Raw genomic sequence first — 22,082 nt, 5'->3', positions numbered from 1 at the left:
ACCTTTTCAATCTCAGGGAAGCCGCCGTGCCACACCGCGGCATCACCAGCGTAGTGCATGCGGGCGGGCATTTCCTGGGCCGTGGCGGAGGTCGCTTTCGTCATTCGTGCGAGCGGCTTCATCCGCAAGGAGGGGCTGGTAGATCATCCTCTAGAGGATTCTCTACCAGCCCCTCGCTTGTGTTATGCGATTAGTTCAGCAGCTTATGCCTTGCGGCGCCGCGTCACCACGAGTCCACCGGCGAGCAGCAGGAGTGCTGCCGTGCCGGCAAGACCGACGCTCGTTGCACCTGTCACCTGAAGAGTCTTCTTGACCTTCTTGGGCTTCGGCGCAGGCTTACCGGGATCGTTCGGATCCAACGGGTCGGTGCCGTTCTTGATTTCGTCACCGTCGTTGATACCGTCACCATCGGTATCGGCCTTATTCGGGTTGGTTGGCTTACCGCCATTCTTGGCACCGGTCACCTCGTCACCATCGGTGAGACCATCACCGTCAGTATCCGGGTTGAGCGGATCGGTATTACCAGGCTTACCGTTCGGGTCAGACTTGTCATCCTTGAACGGATTCTTGGTGCCATTCACCTCATCACCGTCATTGATGCCATCACCATCGGTATCCGGGTTCTTCGGATCAGTACCGATCTTCTTCTCATCCCCATCCGTCAGGCCATCGCCATCAGTGTCGGGGTTGTTCGGATCGGTTCCATCCTTCTTCTCATCCCCATCCGTCACGCCGTCACCATCGGTATCGGCCTTATTCGGGTTGGTCGGCTTACCGTTGTTGTGCTTGCCAGTGACTTCGTCACCGTCATTCACGCCATCGCCATCCGAATCAGGGTTGAGCGGATCGGTATTACCAGGCTTACCGTTCGGGTCAGACTTGTCATCCTTGAACGGATTCTTGGTGCCATTCACCTCGTCACCGTCATTGATGCCATCACCATCGGTATCCGGGTTCTTCGGATCGGTACCGATCTTCTTCTCTTCACCATCGGTGAGTCCGTCACCATCGGTATCCGGATCGGTCACCGTCACGGTCACGGTATCCAGTTCCTTACCATCCCGATCCTTGATAGTAACGACGACCTCGTCCTTATCCTTCGCATCGGGATCCGGAGTAACCGTGATCGAACCATCAGGATTGAGTGTCGCAGTACCCGGACCGTTCACTTCCACCGTCGTGCCGTCAGGTACCGGCCCGCCGGTATTAGGAATATCAACCGGGACACCCGGCTTACTGCTTCCGTCATTCCAGATGGGCTTGTCCGGCTCGGTAACCGTTACCTTGGAAGTATCGAAGGTCTTGTCGCCGTCCTTGACGGTCACGGTGATTTCAGTACCCGGAGTAGCGTCACCAGGAACCTTGACAACAACGTTGCCATCCTCACCAATCACGCAAGTAGCACCACCAGTCGCCTCACACGACGCAGAACCAGGAATCGGGCCATTAGCCGGATCCTTCTCAAGCGTCACATCAGCGCCAGGCTTACCATCACCATCACCCCAAGCCGGGCAACCATTATTAGAAGCCGGACCAGCAACAGACGGGCACCGATCCAACGAATCAGGAACAGTATCACCATCAGTATCCGGATCAGTGACAGTCACCTTCGACGTATCAAACGTCTTATCACCATCCTTGATCGTGACAGTGATCTCGTCCTTATCCTTCGCGTCACCAGGAACCTTGACAACAACGTTGCCATCCTCACCAATCACGCAAGTAGCACCACCAGTCGCCTCACACGACGCAGAACCAGGAATCGGGCCATTAGCCGGATCCTTCTCAAGCGTCACATCAGCGCCAGGCTTACCATCACCATCACCCCAAGCCGGGCAACCATTATTAGAAGCCGGACCAGCAACAGACGGGCACCGATCCTTCAGATCTGGAGTGCCATCGTTATCACCATCAGCATTGGGATCACGCACTGTGATCGGGGCAAGGATAACTTTTTCGTATGAATCGTTTTCTGAACCAATAGTTACCTTCACCGGAACAAGGTATTCACCGGGTTCAACAGCGTCACGAGTCGGAGTAAGGGTAATCGTTCCGTCACTATTAACACTAGCCCAGGGCTGAGAACCAACCTTCACCTTTGTTTGATCAACGCCGGCGAGAAGTTCTTTAGGAATTATATCTTCCTCCGTAAGAGCAGAATACTTTGCATCTTTCGGTTTTGTGCCATTTTCCTTATTCAAGGGCGCTTCAACAGTCTTCTGGGTATCAAGATCAACGATGGTCTTCTTGTACTCCGGTGTCACCTTAGCTGCGAAAGCATCCTTTGCTAGAGCGGCGTCTCGACTGCCCTCAGGGTAAATAGTTGCGGTATAGATCTGATCTGCATCTAGATCTTCTGGTACTTGAAGGTCACAAGTCTCGACCACACCCAAGTTCGAAGCAGTAGAGGTGCACGTCTTAATCTCGTTTCCGTTCGAATCGGTCCACACAATGTCATAGCCGCGATTCGCTTCGAAACCGGTAGCCTTCGTGGATGCTGTATCTCCCGGAGCGGCAGGTTTGTCGGTCTGGTTATATTTCTCAACCTCGAAATGCCTATTCTCCATACGCAAGGCGTAATTAACATTAATGATGTTATCCATAGCACCGTCAGTAGCTAGGGTTACATCATTAGTCATGCTTTGGAACATGTTGTCGCGGAGATTGTTCAGCGACCCACCAACGCCATTCGGGAGTACGGGAGCGACATACATATATTGGACATTAATGTGGCGACTGTGCCATTGTCCTTTCGTCCAGGCAGCATTTGGATCCCCTTCGGGAACGGGATCACCGTGCGTATGCTTCCCGATGCCATTGCTCCAGTAATTATTGCCCCACAGCCCCTGGAACTGCAGGTGGTACCATCCCGCGGAATCGGTAGTGTCGTAAACAGTCTCTGCGATAGCTGACTTTCCAGTTTCCGCCTCATAAGCTGCCATAATCTCGCGCTGCGCAGTCTTGAAGTCATCTCGGTTGTAACCGGGATTCTTCTCTTTCCACGCATCGAAACGGCGAGCCACTTCATCCTGGACGTAGGCTCCTACAACCTTCGTATTGGGAACGGCAATGTCTCCGTATCGATCTTCCAACCGGGGAACAGCATCAACGTCACCGAATGTACCACGCTGCTCGAACCAGACACGACCTTTTACATAACCACCGGCACCCGCACGGGTACTTTTCTTCCATTGATCCTCGGGGTGGAACATTTGATCATATTCGGGCCGTTCCTGGAACGCAATATTGAACCCTTCGACTACCCGTACACCAACCGTGCCATTCCAGGTTCCGCGGTAGCGGTCTCCCTGACCACCAAAAGTGGAATCTCCTTCCACGAACGCGGTGGTGTATTTTGACTCGTCAGGATTCTCCGCCCATACGCGCAAAGTTTGACCTGCGGTAGCCTCCCACGTATGCACGGTGCCGATAGCGTCGGTCCACTCAGGAATGTTAATGGCATACTTGCCATCAGCTTCCGAGCGCGTCCAATAAACGGGGGAAACGGCGCCCTTTTTCTTCTTATTGTTATAGTCGGTCCACTGTGCGTAAACCTTCACTCCGGGAAGAGCCTTGTCTTCAGGAGTATTCATGTAGGTTCGACTTTTACTTCTGTCTTGGAATACCCAACCCCTAATGGTGTTGGGCTTACCCGTTTGTCCAACCGACTGGATCTCAGTGTAAGCATGTGCGGAAGGCGCACTATATGTGGGGGTGAGAGTCAAACACAACGCTGCGGCTGTGAGACCGGCCCACAGTTTCTTGCGGAGAGTACCCCCCCCCCCGCGTTCGCGTGCCAGCCGGAGTGAAAATGCCGGGTGCCGATTTAGGCGCCCCCGTGTAGTGAGACATCTTTTCTCCATTGGTAGATAATCGGATGACTTGCGGGTGCGCATATCGCCACTTAGGTGAATTTTGTGAAAGAGATGCGCCTGAGCATCACCAAAACACAATAAGTAACGCGCCACACCAGCTAAATCATTCAGAATCGTAACATAACTATAAATTGCAATTTCGCGATTTAATGACATTTTATTAATCGGACGATTACGACTCTGACCTGGAACTTCACACGCCCACACCATCCAAAGAGGAGAACTTTCTACCCATTTAGCACGGTTTTCCAAGAAACTCCCCGGCAAACTGTGAAGTAAATAACTAGTGATCGGCTACACTTCACCGAGTTAGCGCACCGTTGCACCAGACTTCGTTCATCCGATAAAAATGCTAGAGCTATTTGTACTATTAATATTTATTCCATTAAAAGCTGGAATGATTCTTAATTTCCAGGACGCCCCACCGTTTCAGGATGCTAGAACCATATTTACGCCACGCGCTGCGCAATGGAACTGGCCTGAATGAAGCTCTCGGCAGTAATGACGCCCACCAAGTCACCGGATCGCCTGTGCGCAGACACCTCGAACCTCTTCCAGGAATGCTAGTTCCACTCGTGTGAGCGCACGGCTCGGATCCCACACAAGACTCGTGGAGGAGTGCGTGGATGGCACTAACGGAACGAACACCAGACCGAGAGGTGAGCACCTACCCGCAGAACAATCATTGATAATCGCATAGCCAACCCCGGCATCAACCAATTGTGGCGCGTGGTAGACCACGTCATAAATAACCCGGCACTGATCACTGTGCTCATCCAGCCACCGAGCCAACTGGCGATGACCCACGCTATCATCCGGGCAAATGAGCGGAAGGCCTTCAAGGTCCTCCACATTCACACCTTTCTTAGCCGCAAGAGAAGACGCAGCGGGAACCAAAATTCCCCACCGGTCCCGCGTTGGCAAGGGAAGCCTCTCGTATCCCGCTAGATCCCAGGAATCCGGAACGATAGCGAAAGAAAGCGCATTGCTCGCGAGCCTTTCTAGAATGGTTTCCCTGCGTATCCGACGCAGCGTAACACCGACTCCAGGATGCTTATCCCGCACACATTTAATTGCCCGAGCAACATCGACGACAGCGGCGCTCTCAACAGTGCCTATAACCACATGCCCGCCAATATCACCGTGCAACATACTGAACTCTTCGACCGTGCGCCGCGACAAGCTGAGAATCTCCCGGGCCCTTCCGGCGAACAGTACACCTACAGGAGTAAGCCGAATTCCGCGCCCAGACCGGTCAAGAAGTTCTTGACCCAAAGTCTTTTCCAATTCGCGAATTTGCTTCGTGACCGATGGTTGACTGCAGTTCAGTTCAACCGCTGCTTCTTTAATCGACCCAACCCTTGCCACCACAACAAAGGCTTCTAGATGCTGCAGCTTCACCGCGCCCCCATAGCTATGTGCATATCTTGACTTTTCTTAGTTTACTTATACCACTCAATTTCGCGAAATTCACACTATAAAGCCTCTCGTCTCGAATAAATTTTCACCCCTAACACATACCCATACCAAGGAGATCAAGACCACACTTGCATTTGCCCCAGGAAGCCCGTATAGTAGAACAGTCGCCGCGGGGTGGAGCAGTTCGGTAGCTCGCCGGGCTCATAACCCGGAGGTCAGAGGTTCAAATCCTCTCCCCGCCACGAAATAGAGTGCCTGACCAGGTGAAATACCGGTCAGGCACTCTTGCCATATCCGCGCCGGGCCTATGCTAGCCCCGGAATTCCCACTCAAACCAAGTGAGAACCACTACCTGCTAGCCAACCCCGCTGCGCTACAGCACCAGCGAAGCAATCCAACCCGCGATGAGCAACGGAATATTGAAATGGATGAAGGTGGGGATCACCGAGTCGCGGATATGGTCATGTTGGCCATCGGCATTGAGCCCCGCCATCGGCCCTAAAGTAGAGTCCGAAGCGGGTGAACCGGCATCGCCCAGCGCGCCCGCCGTGCCAATAATCGATACGGTGGCCAGCGGGGAGAATCCTAGCGTGACGCACAGGGGCACGTATATCGCCGCGATAATCGGCAGCGTGGAGAACGACGATCCAATCCCCATCGTCACCAGCAGTCCCACAAGCAGCATGGCGAGCGAGGCCATCGCCTTATTACTCCCGAACATCGCCGCGGTGGCGTTCACAAGTGGTTCGATCTGCCCGCTCTCACTCATCACGTTCGCGAAGCCCTGGGCGCTGATCATGATGAAGCCAATGAGGGCCATCATTTTCATGCCGCCGGTGAAGACGTCGTCGGCCTCGTGCAGCTTGATGGCGCGCGAGAAAATGAAAACGCACAGCCCCACCAGCGCGCCAACCAGCAGCGCATCAGCGTCCGAATCCACCGCGTTGAGGACCAGCTGGATCCCGAAGCACACCAGAATCGCCACGAGCGAGATAACAATGCGGTAGCGAGAAACAGCCGGAGCCGCGCCCGCCGCGCCCGCCGCACCGGCATCGCCGCCCGTGTTCGCGCCCCCGGCCGCGCCGGTATCCACCGCCACATCCCGATACTCACGCGGCTTGCGGTAGGTAACAAAGACGGCGAGCAGCAGCCCAACCACCATCCCCGCCGCCGGAATCGCCATGGCACTCATTACGTTGATGCCGCTCACATCCATACCGGCCTTCGCGATATTCCCCAGCAGGATATCCGTGAGGAAGATTTTCCCGAAGCCGATGGGGAGGAACATGTACGTGGTCACCAATCCGAAGGTGAGCGCGCAGGCCACCGCGCGCCGATCCAGGCGCAGGTTATTCATGACCACCAGGAGCGGTGGGATAAGCAGCGGAATAAAAGCAATATGCACCGGGATAAGGTTCTGGCTCATCACCGCCATCGCGCAAATCCCCGCCAGCATGGCCCAGCGGGTGAAGGCACGCTTACGAGCACCCGTCCCGTCAGAGCTGCGCAGATGGCCAAGCATCCACTGTGCCAGCAGATTCGGAAGCCCCGAATGGGCCACCGCCATCGCGAAAGCACCGAGCAGCGCGTAGGAGAGCGCGATTTTCGCCCCGGCACCCAGGCCTTCCTGGAAGGCCACCATGGTCCCCTCCAGGCCCATCCCGCTGAGTAAACCACCGGCGAGCGCGCCGATAAACAGAGCCAGTACCACGTGAACACGAAGTACCGCGAGGAGGAGCATCAAACAAACAGCCACCACAACAGCATTCATAAAACTGAATATACCCAGAGCGGCGCACCCGCCGAATAAGTATCCATAAATGCGCAGCTTTTCTACTAATTCTTGCACTAGCGGTCGCGTGAAGCCGCGGCTACGCCGTATGTTTATCGACGACGCCGCGCAGCATTCGCCCAGCTCAACCTATGAATAAACACTCGGGTATTTGCCCTACCACCGCCTCCCGCTCTCGGCGCTAAAGAGGGCTCCCGGTGCTAGAGAGCCGGTAGATCGTAGAGAGGCTAAAGACACCAGAGACGCCGGTGGCGGCCACCCGCGAACGGGTGGCCGCCACTAAGTCGGCTGCTAGCCAGGTTGCTATCTCAGCTTACCGAGCGCCTTCTAGCTCCTTCTGGGCTGCGATGGCCTGGTCGAGCGCTGTCTGCAGGTTCTTCTGAGCCTGACCGTAGGCCGCCCAGTCACCGCTCTTCATCGCGCTATCGGCCTGGCCCACCGCCTGCTTCATGCTCTGCAGCGCGGCATCCAAACGCTCCTGCGGGGTGCCACCCGCGGCCGGGGCCGGGGCGGGCGCCGGCGCTCCCGGCGCAGCGCTGGGCTGTTGGGGCGCGGGCTGGGTAGGCGTCGTCGTACCGGGAGTGGGTGTGGCACCGGGCGTGCCACCCGCCGCGGGTGCCTTGCCCTCGCCAGCGGAAATATCTTCCTTGACGTTCTGCAATCCGGCGTCACCCGCCTGGGCGCCCGAATCACCTCCGAAGGTCTGGTTGAGAGCCTCTTCCAGGGTGGGCGCGAAGCCGATATTCCCATCACCGAAAGCCGTGAGCACGTACTGCATGAGCGGGTAGGTAGTGCCCTGCGAAGCCTGCACGTAGACCGGCTGCACATAGAGCATGCCGCCACCCACCGGGAGCGTGAGCAGGTTACCCATCCGCACCGTGGTACCGCCCGAACGCAGCAGGTTGAGCGCGCGGGAAACATTCTGGTCGGAAAGGAAGTTATTCTGCGCCTGGCCCGGGCCGGGAACCGTGAGGTCGCGCGGCAGCTCGAGGAGCCGCAGCTTGCCGTAGCCCTCGCGCTTCTCCCCCGGCGTGGATCCCGCGTTGGAATCCACCGCGAAGAAACCGGTCATGATATTACGGTCTGTCTGCCCACCCGGGATATAGCCCGTGGATAGGGAGAATTCCGCTGAATCCTGGCCCGGCATTTGCAGCGTCAGGTAGTAGGGCGGCTGCTTGCTATCGGTTTGGGCCGCCGCAATACCGCCCGTACTCGCGGTATCCACCGCCGGTTCGTTCGGAACATTCCAGAAGTCACCACCGGAGTAGAAGGAGGCCGGGTCCTTCACGTGGTAGCGGGTGAGCAGCGAACGCTGCGTCTTGAACAGATCCTCCGGGTAGCGCACATGCGCCATGAGATCCCCGGACATCTTGTCCATCGGCTGCACCATGCCCGGGAAGATGGATTCCCAAGCCCGCAGGATCGGGTCCTTCTCATCCCACTTGTACAGCGATACCGAACCGTCGTAGGCATCCACAACCGTCTTGACGGAATTGCGGATGTAATTGACATCTTGGCCGGAGGCCGCCCCGTACATACCACGCGAGTTGAGGGCGTCCGTGGTGGCCGCCGCCAGGGATTCGCGCGCCGAATACGGGTAGTTATTCGAGGTGGTGTACCCGTCGATAATCCACACGAGGCGCTTGGGGGTGGCCGGATCTCCGTCCATATCCACCACGGCCGGGTAGGCCTTGGAATCGAGCGTGAGGTAGGGAGCCACCAGGCGCACCCGCTCGTGCGGGTCGCGATTGAAGAGGATCTGCGATTCGGAAGTCACGCGATCAGAGAAGAAAATATCCGTGGAGCGGAACTTGATGGCAAACATGAGCTTGTCAAAGAAGTTCCCCACCGAAGGTCCGCCGTCGCCCGTATAGGTATTGAGGACCTGCGATCCTTCCGCAGCATCGGAGGGATAGTCAATTTCCCAGGGCGCGGTGCCTTCCGGCGCACCCACAATGGAGTATTCGGGGCTGTTTTGCCCGAAGTACACGCGCGGTTCGTATTCGCCCAGCTCACCCTGGGAGGGGATGCCGTACTGGAGGAATTGCGGGGCGCCGGAGGCGGAGGTGGTATTGCCGTAGGCGGCCACCACGCCGTAACCGTGGGTGTAAACCGTGTGGTCATTCACCCAGTTGCGCTGGTCCGGGCCCAGGCCGTCCAGGTTGAGTTCACGCACCGCGATAACGGTATCCCGATCCGTCTTATTGAGGTTGTAACGATCCACCGCCAGCTGCGAGGCAAAGCCGTAGTACTGGCGATTCTGCTGCATCTGGTTGAAGGTGGGCGACACGATATTCGGGTCGAGGAGGCGGATCTGCGCCGTCGATTCAGCGTCATTACGCAGCTGCCCGGCTTCCGCATCGGTGCGGGCGTTATAGGGAATGGTCTCCACATTATCCAGGCCGTAAGCCTTGAGAGTGGCCGAAATATTGCGGTCAATATACGGCGTTTCCATCTCGATGGCGTTCGGGGTAACGCGGAAGCGTTCCACCAGTGCCGGCCAGGCCCACCCGACCGTGGCCCCGGTGACCAGGGCCACCACCAGCCCGGCGGTAATAATCCGCCAGGAACCGCGCAGCGCCGAAATGACGAAGAGCACCGCGATGGCCAGGAAGGTGATGGCGAGGATCGTGAGCCCGGGCAGCTTGGCGTTAATATCCGTGTAAGAAGCCCCGGAGAAACGATCATTATTGGACAGCAGCAGGGTGTAGCGGCTCAGCCAGAAGTAGGCGGCCACCAGGATGAAGGCGAGCAGCCCCAGCACGGAGAAATGCACCCGGGCCCGGTTGCGCACCCGCACCTTGCCCGAATCCACCGTGACCCCGCCGTAGAGATAGTGGCCCAGCACCGCGCCGATCGCGCCGATCACCAGCAGGGTGATGGCGAAGCTGAGCGCCGATTGCAGCACCGGGAGCGTGAAGACGTAGAAAGCCACATCGCGCCCGAATTGCGGATCCGTATCCCCGAAGGGCGTGCGGAAAATCCACATGAGGTAGGTGCGCCATTCACCCGCCAGCGGTGCGCCGAAAATCAGACCGGCGAGCAGCGGGAGGCCCAGGTTGGTGGCCCAGCGGTACTTTTCCGCCGCTTTCCGGTAGTTGGCAACACTGGGGGCCTGGATCCCTTCATCTTTCGTGCGCGCGAGGCGGAAATTCAGCCACAGCACGAAGGCAACCAGGAGGGTGCCGATGGTGCCCAGCGCGATGGTCCAGCCCCACTGGGTCCAGAACACGCGGGCCGCGCCGATTTGTTCGTACCATTTAACGTCGGTGTAAACGCCCGATCCGACGACGAGCGCCACGAGGAGAATGGCTAGAACACCCAGTGTCCACCAAAAAGCTCCCGGCGTCTCCCGCCGCAAACGGGGATGTGCGGTTGTACTCAAACGAAATCCTCAACTTCTTCCGCGGCGCACGGGCGCCCGGCCATCACTATTCCCTATCAAACATAGCGGAAAAAGCTGAGAATCGCGCGTGTGGGAACGGTTTTTTGGTACGACGACGCCGCCCGCGAACACGCCCCTACCGGCCCGCAGCCAGATCCTGGCAGGTGGGGAGTGCCGGGGTGCGCCCCGCGCCGATGGCCCGGACGGCAGCTGCGGCGTCGTCAAAATTCCGCACCGCCCAGATACGTAAGCCTTCCGGTTCGTACCCGATTGTTTCCCCGCAATTCGCGGCCGGGGCGAGGAAATCGGTGGCGCCGCGGTCGCGCGCCCCCACGATTTTGTGCTGGATCCCGCCGATGGGGCCCACCTCCCCGTTGAAGGCGAGGGTGCCGGTGCCGGCAATAACGGCGCTGCCACCCAGGGAGCCGGGGGTGAGTTCGTCGTACATGCCCAAAGCGAACATGAGGCCGGCCGAGGGCCCGCCGATGCCTTCCACCGCGTAGGTGACGGTGGCCGGGAGCTGCACATCTTCCACCGCGAGGGAAACCCCCAGGAGGGAGCCGGGGTGGACCCAGCCGGTTTCATCCGCGGGGAAAGGCGCGGTAATAATCGTGGTGGTGCCGGATTCACCGCCGCGCTGGTAGGAAACCGTCACCGTGCTTCCCGGTTCGGTGGCGTACAGGACTTTCGACAGTTCCCCGAAAGTGGAGACGGTGGTGGGTGCGGTGCCCGGGGCGGCAATGCCGGTAATAATATCGTCTGTTTCGAGCTGACCGGCCGCCGGAGAGCCTTCCGGAATCTCCACCACCCGCAGTTTCATGGTGACCTGATGGCCGGCCTTTTCCAGGGCAACTCCGGCCGCGACGGTTTGGGAATTATTCATCAGTTCGGCGTTGCGGGCATCGTCTTCCGCGCTGGAAAGCGTGGGCGGATAAAGCAGGCGCACCGGCAGTAGCTGGGATTCCTGGTCAACTAGCGCCCAGAGTGCGTGTGCACCCAGGGTTCCCGCCTCGGGGTTGCCCGCCGCGGATACCGTGGTCATATAGAGCTGGGTATCGGTGGGATAGGTGGGCACGCCCTCCACGTTCACCAGCCGAGTACCGGCCACTTCTCCGGTCACGTCAAGGGCCGGGCCGGCCATTTCCACCGTGTAGGCACCCGGGAGCAGGAGGGCGAGGACCGCCAGGCTCGCAAAAATAAAGCCGCTGCGGCGCGCGGGATGGGCACTGCGGCGCGCGGCCCGAGAATTGCGGCGCGCGGAACGGGGACTACCTGCCTGACCACGTTTTTTCATCACCTCTCCATCATGCCTGATCGCGCGGCTCAGTCCTACCGCTGCTCACGTGTCCCGCTGCTCACCTATCCCGCCGCTCACCTATCCCGCTGCTCACCTATCCCGCCGCTCACGACAGCGCGCCGCTCACGACAACGTGCCGGTACCGCGCGGGCCCCGGCTCCTGCGCCAGGGGCGGAGGCACCTACCCGCGCGGGCCCGCGGTGTTTTAGGCTTAGTGGTGGACCTCGAGGAGAAGAATGACTGAGAATTCACAGCCGCGTGACGAATGGGAAAAGATGCTGCGGGCAGTCCTTGGCGATGAGGCGGCCGAGGAAATCCTGCGGTCCCTCGCCCCCGGCGGCGATGCAACATCCGGGAACGGCACTGGCACCGGCACGAGCAGCGGAGCGTTCCCCGGGCTTCCCGGGATCGGCGGCGCGGCCGGCGCGGGCCTGCCGGCTGATATCGGGCTGGTGATGAATCAGATCCGCGCCATGCTCGGTTCCTCGGGTGAGGGGCCGGTCAATTGGAAAATCGGGGAGCAGGTCGCCCGGGATACCGTGAATAAATCCGGGCCGGGGCTTCCCACCGCCGCAGCGGGTGATCAGGCTCGCTCCGCGATGGACGTGGCAAGTTTGTGGCTTGACCCGGTCACGGTTTTCGATCCGCCGCGCGGCCCGAACCAGGTGTGGTCGCGCCTGGACTGGATCGCTCATTCTCTTCCGACTTTCCGGAAACTCACCGCTCCGGTAGGTGCGAACCTCGCGCGGGCTTTCGGTGAAGCTCTCAGCGCGCAGCTCGAACGCGCCCCGGAGGAGATGCGCCAGATGCTATCGGGCGGGATGCTCGGGGGGATTCCCGGCGGGCTGGAGGGGATGCTCTCCGGAATGACGGCGTCGTTACTGGGAATGCAATACGGCCAAGGGCTCGCGGAACTCGCCCACATTTCCTTCGGCACCGCGGACGCCGGTTTCCCGCTGGTGGAGGGCGAAACGGCCGCGCTGGTGCCGGCTAATATTTCGGAATTCGCCGCGGGATTGGATGTGGATGCGCGTGAAGTTGAGCTCTACGTGGCGGTGCGCGAACAGGCCGCGGCCCGGCTCTTCTCCCAGGTACCGTGGTTGCGCAGCACGATTCTTGACGCCGTGGCCGCCTACGCCGCCGATATCGCCATCGATACCGACGCCATCGAGGAGAAGGTCCGCGAGCTCCAGCTCGATCCCGAACAGCTCATGTCCGGGCAGATGCCGGAGCTGGACATGAATGAGGTTTTCGCTTTCACCCGCACCCCCACCCAGCAGGCCACGCTTGAGCGCCTCGAGCATATTGTTTCGCTGGTGGCGGGCTGGGTCAGCGCTGTCACGAGCACCGCGGTGGCGGCCCAGCTTCCCCACAGTATGAAGCTGTCGGAGGCTCTCACGCGCCGCGAGGTAACCGAAGCGCCGTCGAACCGCGTTTTCGGCCCCCTTGTTGGTTTCGATATCGCGCCGCGGCGTTTGCGTGAAGCGGCAGCCTTCTGGGCGCGCGCCGCCCGGGAACGCGGCATGGAGGGGCGCGACGCGCTCTGGAAGCACCCCGATTTGCTGCCGCTCCCCGAACACCTCGACGATCCGGACCGTTTCTTCTCCCCCGCGGAACAACCCTCCGCGCTGGATGAAGAGCTGGATGCTTTCCTCGCGGAGCTTCTGAGCAATAGTGATGGGGGCACGCCTTTCGGCAACGCGCCGCACGAACCGGGTTTCGGTACGACGACGCCGCACCAGGCCACCGGGGACTCGAACACGACCGATACGTCCGGACCCGAAGGACCCGAGCACCCCGAGTGACCTGAAGGACCTACGCACCCCGAGTGACCCGCGGGACCCGGAAGACCCGAGTGACCTGAAGAACCCGCTGTGGATAACTAAGGCAGGTCTGGGGATAATACCCGTGCCTGTGGATGGGCTTTCGCGCTGGTGCGATGCGCTTTTTATGCTGAGGCCATGGTGTTTATCAAGGTGGTCTCATGATGATTCGCTCGCCGCTGGGAGTGTACTGGTCAGATACGCATGAAGTGCAGATAGGTCTTGATCCGCGCGTCGCACTGCGGCTAACGGGGCTTTCTGTGGCGGAACAGCAGGTAGTTTCCTCCTTAGCTTCCGTCGGTACGGAAAGCGAATTCTTCGATGCGTGTAAGCGGCGCGCGGTGAGCAAGGAGCGGGCACGCTCGCTTCTGGGCACGCTGCGGGATTCCGACTTGCTTGAAACTTCCCCGCCGGGTTCCCCCGACCTGGCCTGGCGCACAGTTTTCGTTGAGCGTTTGGATGCCCTGGCGGTAGAGATCTGCACGGTTCTTGCTGCCGGTGGCCTGGGCTATATTCTCACCTCGGATACCAGCAGACCCCACGGCACTGACCACCCGATTTTCCGGCGGCCAAGCTGGCGTACATTCGCGCGGCACCAGGCACTGCAGAGTTATTTTCGCGAGCGCGGCTGGGGAACTACGGTCATCGAGGTTGCTGCGGAGGCCCATCGGGTTACGCCGCTGGGAATAGAACGGGCCGCGAAGCAAGCGAAGCACGCGAACCAGGCGGCGGCCACCGGGCGCGGAAATCGCGTGGCCGCCCAACCGGCCGGGGCGGCCTTGGAATGGGGCCGTCCCGATCTCGCGCTGGTGACCTCTTTGCAGCTACCTGATCCGCTGCGGTGTTCCCCGTGGGAAACGCAGCGCATTCCTTATCTGCTGGCCTATATCGAGGATATTGATATTCGGGTGGGCCCGGTGGTGGTTCCGGGGAGTGGGCCGTGTGCTCGGTGTTTGCTTTTCGCGGCGATGGATGCGGATCCTGCCTGGCGCTATCTGGCTCCCCAGGTATTTAGCACCCGCGGGAATGCTCCCTTCACTCCCGGGGTACCCCTCGCGGCAGCGCTCGCGGTGCACGGCGCGCTTGTAGCCCTGGGTGGGCAAGCGGACTATGCTCGGGGAACCCAGTGGGTGGTGCCGCCGCTGCCCGGATTCCCCTACCGGGTTGCGCTTTCCTCGCATGAGCGTTGCCCCTGTGAAGCAGGCCCCGCACCGGCCTAAGAATGCCCGGCCAGGAGCGCTTGCGCTCAGTGTTCGGCCAGCAGGGCGAGGATTTCCTCCCCGTAGATAGCGAGTTTTGTAGCTCCCACCCCCTTGATTTGGGCGAGGGCGTGGATGCTGCGCGGTTTTGCTATCGCGAGCGCCCGCAGCGTGGTGTCATGGAAAATTGTGTAGGCGGGTTTGCCGGTGGCCTGGGCGCGTTGGGCCCGCCAGGCTACGAGTTGCTCAAAGAGCGCCACATCTTCGGGGTAGTCAGCGGCGAATTCTTCCGCAGCGGCCCGCGAGCGCCGCCGGTAGCGGGTGGCCCGCGAGGTTTCTTCCTCTTCTGATTGTGGCCACAGCCCGGTAAGGAAGCGGGAGACTTTCCGGCCCGAACGGTGCCCGGAGGAGGAGGCATAGGAAAGCTGTAAAAATTCTTGGGCCCGGGTGATTCCCACGTAGAGGAGGCGGCGTTCTTCTTCAATGGCCGCAGGTTTCTTCGCGAGGGAAATGGGCATGAGTCCTTCGCTCATCCCCACCAAGAAAACCGCTTCCCATTCCAAACCTTTAGCGGCGTGCAGGGAGGAAAGCGTAACGCCTTCCAATTCGGGAACGTTCTGGGTGGCGGCGCGTTCTTCCAGTTCCACCACGAAATCAGCCATGGAGGCAGCCCGGTTATCCTCCATATCCTCCGCGAGAGTGATGAGGGCGTGGAGGGCTTCCCATTTTTCCCGCGCGGAGCCGGCAGTGGCCGGCGCTTCATCCCGCCACCCCATCTGGCGCAGCACGGTGCGCACGTTATCCGCCAGCGGGCCATGCACCCCGGAGCGTGCCGCGGCGCGCATGGCCACCATGGCTTCGCGGACATCACGGCGCGAGAAGAACTTTTCTGCCCCGCGCACCTGGTAGGACACCCCCGCTTTGGACAGTGCTGCCTCAAATTCCGCCGATTGGGCATTGGTGCGGTACAGAATGGCTATCTCCGAGAGCGCGGTGCCTTCCGCGGCGAGCGCTTGGATCGCGCTCACAACTGCGGCGGCTTCCGCCCCCTCTGATTCGTATTCCCGGAAGGTAACCGGGCGCCCGGAGCGGCGCTGGGAGACCAGCTGCACCGCTCCTTCCGAAACATCATCGGCAATAACGGTATTCGCAGCCGCCACGATTTGCGGGGTGGAACGGTAATCACGGGTGAGTTCGATAACGCGAGCGCGCGGGTATTCCTGTTGGAAGCGGGCGAGGTAGGAGGAGGATGCGCCGGCGAAGGAGTAAATGGTCTGGGAAACATCCCCGACGACGCACAGATCCTTCCGGTCCCCCAGCCATAGCTGCAGCAGGCGGTGTTGGAGGGGGGAAACATCCTGGTATTCATCGACCACGAAGTGGCGGTATTGCTCGCGTATCTGGCGAGCGATATCCGCCCGATCCAGCAGGATCCCGACGAGGAGGAGGAGAACATCATCGAAATCGAGAACGCGGCGTTCGGTTTTCACTTCTTCGTAGGTTTTCGCCAGCCGCGCTATATCGCTACTGAGCTGGCCGGCGACTTCCCCGCGCCCGGCCGCCAGGGCGGCTTCCGGGTAGTTATCCGGGCTGATCATCGAGACTTTAGCCCATTCGATTTCCGCGGTGAGATCGCGGATGCTCACTTTATCGGTAGGTAGACCGATCTGGCCGGCAGCCTGGGAAACCAGCCCGAATTTCGATTCGGTGATCCGCGGGATGGTGCCCCCCACCGCGGTCCCCCAGAAGTAGGAGAGTTGGCGCAGCGCGGCAGCGTGGAATGTTTGGGCGGGTACAGCGCCCACCCCGAGATCCCGCAGGCGCGAACGTAATTCCCCGGCCGCGCGGGAGGTGAAGGTAACCGCCATGACGTTGTGCGGGGCATAAACCCCGCTGCGCACCCCGTAGGCGATCCGGTAGGTAATAGCCCGAGTTTTCCCGGTGCCCGCCCCGGCACGCACGCACACCGGACCGCGTAAAGCGGTAGCGACCGCGCGCTGATCCGGATCCAGAAATTCCAGCAATTCCTCGGGTGAGTCCATCGTGTTCCTCCTTGCCCTCTCAGGATGCCACACGCCCCCGACAGAAATTTTCCCCTCATCGAAACCCGTGGCGCGCCGAACATCTCGCACCTTAAGATCACTCCATGGCTGATTTCACAATGTATACAACGCCCTGGTGCGGCTACTGCCGCAACCTCTCCGCCCAGCTCAAGCGGGCCGGTATCACCTGGAACGCGGTGAATATTGAAGAAGATGAGGCCGCGGCCACCAAGGTTGCGGCTCTCAACGGCGGCAATAAAGTGGTGCCCACCCTTGAGTTCGCCGACGGCGCCACCCTGACAAATCCGAGCTTGAAAGAAGTGCAGGCGAAACTCGCTGAACTAGCCTCCCCCGGGAACTAAAGCGGCACTCGGGCTAATTATTACCAGCCCAAATAGGGCCGAATTTCGGGTCCGTACCACTCGGTGATGAGAGCCGCGGCCACCGAGGAAGGTCCGGGCAGGGTGAGGCTGCCCTCGCGCAGGGCCGCATCTAATTGTGCGGCGCTGTAGAAGGCGGCATGGTCGATTTCTTCCCCGTCCACGCGCACCAGGGCATCCGCCCCGCCCGCCCGGGCTTCCGCCTCCGGCTCCACCCGCGCCACGTAGGCGATCATGAGGGAACGCGGGAAGGGCCAGGGCTGGCTGGCGAAGTAGCTTATCTCGCCCAGCGGAACCCCTACTTCTTCGCGCACCTCGCGGCGCACCGCCGCTTCCAGCGACTCCCCCGCCTCGGCAAAACCCGCGAGTACGGAGTGCCGCCCAGCGGGCCAGCGCGCGTTATGCGCCAGCAAAATACGATCATTCGAATCAAGCACCGCCATAATGACGGCCGGGTCGGTGCGTGGAAAGACCACGTGGCCTTCCGGGCACTGCCCGCTCCAGCCGCTGCTATCCACGGTGATGCGCTGGCCGCATACCGCACACCAGCGGGTGGCACGCCAGGTATTGAGGATCGCTACCGCCGCGGTCACCAGTGCCGACATATCCGCGCTCCAGGACGGTGCGTAATTTTGCAGCGAGCCAATCCGGTAGCCCGGAGCATCCACTTCCGGGTTATCACGGGTGGGCCCACCGCCGATAACGGTGGTGAGATCGCACGCAAAATAGGGGCGCCCCGCAACTTTCCCCAGGTAAACAGTTGGTGAATCCGCGGTGGCGCGCGGGAGCTCACCGCGGCTCAAGAGGAGGGGTGCACCGTCATTATCCAGGACAGCACCCCACCCCGAAATAAGCAGATATCCCGCATTTTCCGCCAATTCCGCCAGGCGTTGCGGGTCGTTTCGGGAAAGTTCATCCCGGTCCAGATTCCCGCGCGCCAAGATTAAATCGCCGTCGTACCCCACCATCGTGCCCCTTCCGGAACCGGCCGCGTGCCGGTCGCCCTTCCGCCAAAATTCTAATATCACTCTTCTGGATTCTTGCCGAACGCCGATATTTTGCGACAATACGAAGGTGACTTCATTACCGGCTACTTCCCCGACCGCATCCCGGTACGTGGCGCGCGCCTCCGAGCGTGCTCTGCCCGTCCGGTTGCGGCCCGTGCGTCTGGGGGCGCACCTCACCGATACCGGGGCGGATTTCGCCGTCCTGGCTCCGCACGCGACCGCGGTTGACCTGTGCCTTATTGATCGCAGTGCCTCGGGTATCACCGAGCGTCGCTATTCCCTGCATCGGGACGCGAGTTTCACCACCTGGGTGGGGCACGTATCCGGGGTGCGTGCCGGTCAAGAATACGGCTACCGGGTACACGGCCCGTGGAATCCCGATACCGGGATGCGTTTTAACCCCGCGCAATTCCTTCTTGATCCCTACGCGCGGGCCATAACCGGCACCCCGCGCTTGGGACCCGAATTGTACGGGCACAAGTTGAATGACGCTCTGGATCCCGTCCCGGTTCCGCCGCAGCGTGACGATACCGATTCCCTGGAGGCCATGTGCCGCGGCGTCGTGACCGCACCCACGGAAACGCATATCCGCCACCCGTATACGCCCTGGTCCCACACGGTTATCTACGAAACGCACGTGCGCGGACTGACCCAGCAGCTAGCTGCCCTCCCCGAAGAATTACGCGGGACCTACGCCGGCCTAGCGCACCCGATTGTCACCGATTATTTGCGTTCCCTGGGCGTGACAGCCGTGGAGCTACTGCCCATCCACGCGAAAATGTCAGAACCGTTCCTCACCGAACGCGATCTCACCAACTATTGGGGGTATTCCACCCTCTCCTATTTCGCTCCCGAGCCGAGCCTGGCCACCGCCACCGCGCGAGCCGCTGGCCCCCTGGCCGTGCTGCAAGAAGTACGCGATATGGTAGCGCGTCTCCACGATGCCGGCCTGGAAGTCATCCTCGACGTGGTTTATAACCACACTTGCGAAGGCGGGGTCAACGGACCCACCGTCTCGCTACGCGGCTTCGGGCAAACCACCTATTACATGCAGGTACCCAACCAGCCCGGCCAGTTTTATGACACCACGGGCACCGGGAATTCTCTGGATTTCCGGCGCACGCCCGTCCTCCAGCTCACCCTCGATTCGCTGCGCTACTGGGTGAGCGAGATCGGCGTGGACGGATTCCGTTTCGACCTGGCCGCCACCCTGGCACGCCGCGGCGATCATTTCGATACCAACCACCCCCTCTACCTGGCGATGGCCACCGACCCTATTCTTTCCAACGTCAAGCTCATTAACGAGCCGTGGGATCTGGGGCCGAACGGCTGGCAAACCGGTAATTTCTTGCCGCCCACCGCGGACTGGAATGACCGCTACCGCGATTCCATCCGGCAGTTCTGGGTGGCCGATCAGCGCGCGGTTGCAGGCGGCGGCCTGGGCGGGGACCTGCGCGACGTGGCGACCCGCCTGGCCGGCAGCGCCGATCTTTTCGGGCACGGGCGTTCCCCCTCCGGGCGCGGGCCGCTTGCCTCCGTCAATTTCATTACCGCGCACGATGGTTTCAGCCTCTACGACCTGGTCTCCTACGATTCCAAGCACAACGAAGCCAACGGAGAAAACGGGCGGGACGGCACCGACAACAACCGCTCGTGGAACCACGGGGTGGAAGGGGAAGGCACCGATACCTCCCCGCTTCCCGAGGGCGTGCTCAAGGCACGCACCCGCACCATGCGCAACCTCATCGGCACGCTAGTTTTCAGCGCCGGGGTACCCATGCTCTACGGCGGCGACGAATTTGCCGATACGAAATTCGGGAATAACAACGCCTACTGCCAGGATAATCACGTGTCCTGGCTGGATTGGGACCGCGAGGAATGGCAGCGCGAGCTGCAGGCAACCGTGGCGTACCTCTTCCGGCTGCGTTCCGAACACCGGGTCTTGCGCCCGAGCATGTTCTACACCGAATCGCCCTCCGGGCGCGACCACATTCCCGATCTGCAGTGGTTTGCTGATACCGGCGAACCGATGCCCGAGCACCGGTGGTTCGATCCTTCGAATCGGTTGCTGCAAATGCTGCGTTCCGGTTCTGAGCGCGACGCCGATGCGCTCGTGGTCATCAACGGCTCAAATCACCACGTTCCTATCCGGTTCCCGCAGGGGCGCGGTAATCCCTTCGCGCTGGCCTGGGATTCTTCCTGGCCCACCCCGCGGTCTTCGGAGCGTATCTACCAGCCCGGGGCCTCCACCCGGGTGGAGCCGCTGACGATGCAGCTGTACTTCGCCAATCCGGAGCGGTAGCGGGCGAGCGGCGCCTACAATAGACAAGCAGAGCGTGCTCCCGGGGAATTCGGGGGTATGACCTGGGTGTATGACTGAAGGAGCAAGGTATGAGTGTCGAGGAATCCCTCGAACGGTCCACGTCCGCCGCGTCCCTGGCGCATGCGCAGCGCCTGAGTGAGAAAATCAAAGAGAAGATCAACACTTCTCCGGAGGAATTCCGGGTTCTCACCGGGGATCGCCCCACCGGGAATCTCCACCTGGGGCACTACTTCGGTTCCCTGCGCAACCGGGTGGAATTGCAGCGCAAAGGCGTGGAAACCTGGCTGGTTATCGCCGATTTTCAGGTCATTACGGATCGGGATGGCACCGGGCCTATCCGGGAACGGGTGCGTTCCCTGGCCACCGATTACCTCGCGGTGGGTATCGACCCGGATGCCGCGGTTATTTTCCCACATTCGGCTATTCCGGGCCTCAACGAACTCATGCTCCCCTTCCTTTCTTTGGTGACCGACGCCGAGCTGCGCCGCAATCCCACCGTCAAGGCGGAACACGAGGCAACGGGCGGGCGGCCCCTTTCCGGGCTGCTGCTCACCTACCCGGTTCACCAGGCCGCGGATATCCTTTTCTGCAAAGCTAATTTGGTGCCGGTGGGCAAGGATCAGCTCCCCCACCTCGAACAAGCACGCGTCATCGCTGATCGTTTCGAGGCGCGCTACGGCCGCCCGGCCGGGCGTGAAACCCCGGTGTTCCCGCGCCCGCAGGCCCTGCTTTCTGAGGGCACCTCTATTTTGGGCTTGGATGGCGCCAAGATGAGCAAATCGCGCGGCAACACCATCGAAATCGGTATGAGCGCGGATGAAACCGCCAAGCGCATCAAAAAAGCGGTCACGGATTCGGATCGGCATATTACCTACGATCCGGACAACCGCCCCGAAGTGGCAAATTTGCTGCTCCTGGCTTCGCTGGCGCAGGGGCGGCCCGCGGTGGAGATCGCGGAAGAAATTGGCGACGGCGGGGCCGGTACGCTCAAGAAGATCGTCACCGAAGCGATTAATGAGATGTTTGCGCCTATCCGGGCCAAGCGCGCCGAGCTGGCCAAGGATCCCGGCTACGTGGATGGGATTGTGCGCCGGGGCATTGAAATTGCCAACGAGCGCGCCAATAAGACGCTCGCGGAGGTGCGTGAAGCACTCCAGATGGTGTATTAGCGCGCGGGCCGGAAAGGTGCGCGGGCTAGCCTGGTCGCGGAACGCTTCCCAGCACTCGACGGCTACCTCCTAACACAAAAAGCAACACCAACTACATTAAGAAACCAATTTCGTGAGCTGTGGTTGCATTTTGTGAGCGTAGTCGCCAGGACGTTGCTTTTTGCAGGCACGTCATGTCGGGAGGTTACATTTTGTAGGCCTCCACGCCAGGACGTTGCTTTCTGCGAACCCAACGACGGAACTGACCGACCAGTATTCCGCCGGCTCGCAAAGTGGTACTGGAGCTACAGCCAGCACCCGGTTTTCTGCCGGGCAGTACCACTCTGTTAGGCCCGGTGTTCTCCAGTACCAGTACGCCGGCCACAAGAGGC

Annotated in this window: 12 protein-coding genes and 1 tRNA gene; 6 read left to right on the top strand and 7 right to left on the bottom strand. The window is 60.6% G+C overall.

The window, feature by feature from the left end:
• Window positions 1-203: 203 nt before the first annotated feature.
• Both DDD64_RS02640 and DDD64_RS02635 read right to left on the bottom strand, forming a co-directional pair.
• On the bottom strand, window positions 204-3,593 hold the full coding sequence (locus tag DDD64_RS02640; RefSeq protein WP_126134897.1) for an Ig-like domain-containing protein: 3,390 nt from the start codon (window positions 3,591-3,593) through the stop codon (window positions 204-206).
• 798 nt (window positions 3,594-4,391) lie between these two features.
• Window positions 4,392-5,276 carry a LysR family transcriptional regulator gene (locus DDD64_RS02635; protein ID WP_126134896.1) on the bottom strand — a complete coding sequence of 295 codons (885 nt, stop codon included), beginning with the start codon at window positions 5,274-5,276 and terminating at the stop codon, window positions 4,392-4,394.
• Between the two features lie 186 nt (window positions 5,277-5,462).
• Between DDD64_RS02635 and DDD64_RS02630 the strand changes: the two genes are divergently transcribed.
• Window positions 5,463-5,536 (top strand) — tRNA-Met (locus tag DDD64_RS02630).
• A gap of 131 nt (window positions 5,537-5,667) precedes the next feature.
• Here the strand turns inward: DDD64_RS02630 and DDD64_RS02625 are convergent.
• From DDD64_RS02625 to DDD64_RS02615, 3 genes are all read right to left on the bottom strand, one after another.
• Window positions 5,668-7,065, bottom strand: a complete 1,398-nt coding sequence (locus tag DDD64_RS02625; RefSeq protein WP_126134895.1) for a Na+/H+ antiporter family protein — start codon at window positions 7,063-7,065, stop codon at window positions 5,668-5,670.
• A 334-nt stretch (window positions 7,066-7,399) separates the two neighbouring features.
• Window positions 7,400-10,471: a UPF0182 family membrane protein gene (locus DDD64_RS02620; RefSeq protein WP_126134894.1), complete on the bottom strand. Its 3,072-nt coding sequence runs from the start codon at window positions 10,469-10,471 to the stop codon at window positions 7,400-7,402.
• 136 nt (window positions 10,472-10,607) lie between these two features.
• Complete coding sequence (locus DDD64_RS02615; protein ID WP_126134893.1) at window positions 10,608-11,765, bottom strand: YlbL family protein; 1,158 nt, start codon at window positions 11,763-11,765, stop codon at window positions 10,608-10,610.
• 239 nt (window positions 11,766-12,004) lie between these two features.
• Between DDD64_RS02615 and DDD64_RS02610 the strand changes: the two genes are divergently transcribed.
• The gene (locus DDD64_RS02610) at window positions 12,005-13,573 is read left to right on the top strand and encodes a zinc-dependent metalloprotease (protein ID WP_126134892.1); all 1,569 of its coding nucleotides are present in this window, start codon (window positions 12,005-12,007) and stop codon (window positions 13,571-13,573) included.
• Between the two features lie 179 nt (window positions 13,574-13,752).
• Window positions 13,753-14,811: a hypothetical protein gene (locus DDD64_RS02605; protein WP_126134891.1), complete on the top strand. Its 1,059-nt coding sequence runs from the start codon at window positions 13,753-13,755 to the stop codon at window positions 14,809-14,811.
• Between the two features lie 26 nt (window positions 14,812-14,837).
• Here the strand turns inward: DDD64_RS02605 and DDD64_RS02600 are convergent, their stop codons facing one another.
• Window positions 14,838-16,832 carry an ATP-dependent helicase gene (locus DDD64_RS02600; RefSeq protein WP_126134890.1) on the bottom strand — a complete coding sequence of 665 codons (1,995 nt, stop codon included), beginning with the start codon at window positions 16,830-16,832 and terminating at the stop codon, window positions 14,838-14,840.
• A gap of 104 nt (window positions 16,833-16,936) precedes the next feature.
• Here DDD64_RS02600 and DDD64_RS02595 point away from each other — a divergent pair, with 104 nt between their 5' ends.
• The gene (locus tag DDD64_RS02595) at window positions 16,937-17,194 is read left to right on the top strand and encodes a mycoredoxin (protein WP_016441700.1); all 258 of its coding nucleotides are present in this window, start codon (window positions 16,937-16,939) and stop codon (window positions 17,192-17,194) included.
• Window positions 17,195-17,214: 20 nt separating this feature from the next.
• Here the strand turns inward: DDD64_RS02595 and nudC are convergent, their stop codons facing one another.
• On the bottom strand, window positions 17,215-18,240 hold the full coding sequence (gene nudC, locus DDD64_RS02590; protein ID WP_126134889.1) for an NAD(+) diphosphatase: 1,026 nt from the start codon (window positions 18,238-18,240) through the stop codon (window positions 17,215-17,217).
• 46 nt (window positions 18,241-18,286) lie between these two features.
• Between nudC and glgX the strand changes: the two genes are divergently transcribed.
• Both glgX and trpS read left to right on the top strand, forming a co-directional pair.
• Entirely contained in the window at window positions 18,287-20,521 is a 2,235-nt protein-coding gene (gene glgX, locus DDD64_RS02585) for a glycogen debranching protein GlgX (protein ID WP_241227347.1), read from the top strand.
• 89 nt (window positions 20,522-20,610) lie between these two features.
• Complete coding sequence (trpS, locus tag DDD64_RS02580) at window positions 20,611-21,711, top strand: tryptophan--tRNA ligase (protein WP_126134888.1); 1,101 nt, start codon at window positions 20,611-20,613, stop codon at window positions 21,709-21,711.
• Window positions 21,712-22,082 lie beyond the last annotated feature (371 nt).

It is taken from the genome of Actinotignum sanguinis (assembly GCF_003957255.1).
Taxonomy (GTDB): domain Bacteria; phylum Actinomycetota; class Actinomycetes; order Actinomycetales; family Actinomycetaceae; genus Actinotignum; species Actinotignum sanguinis.
The sequence above is the reverse complement of the archived record's forward strand: the minus strand, read 5'-3'. Positions and strand labels throughout refer to the sequence as shown.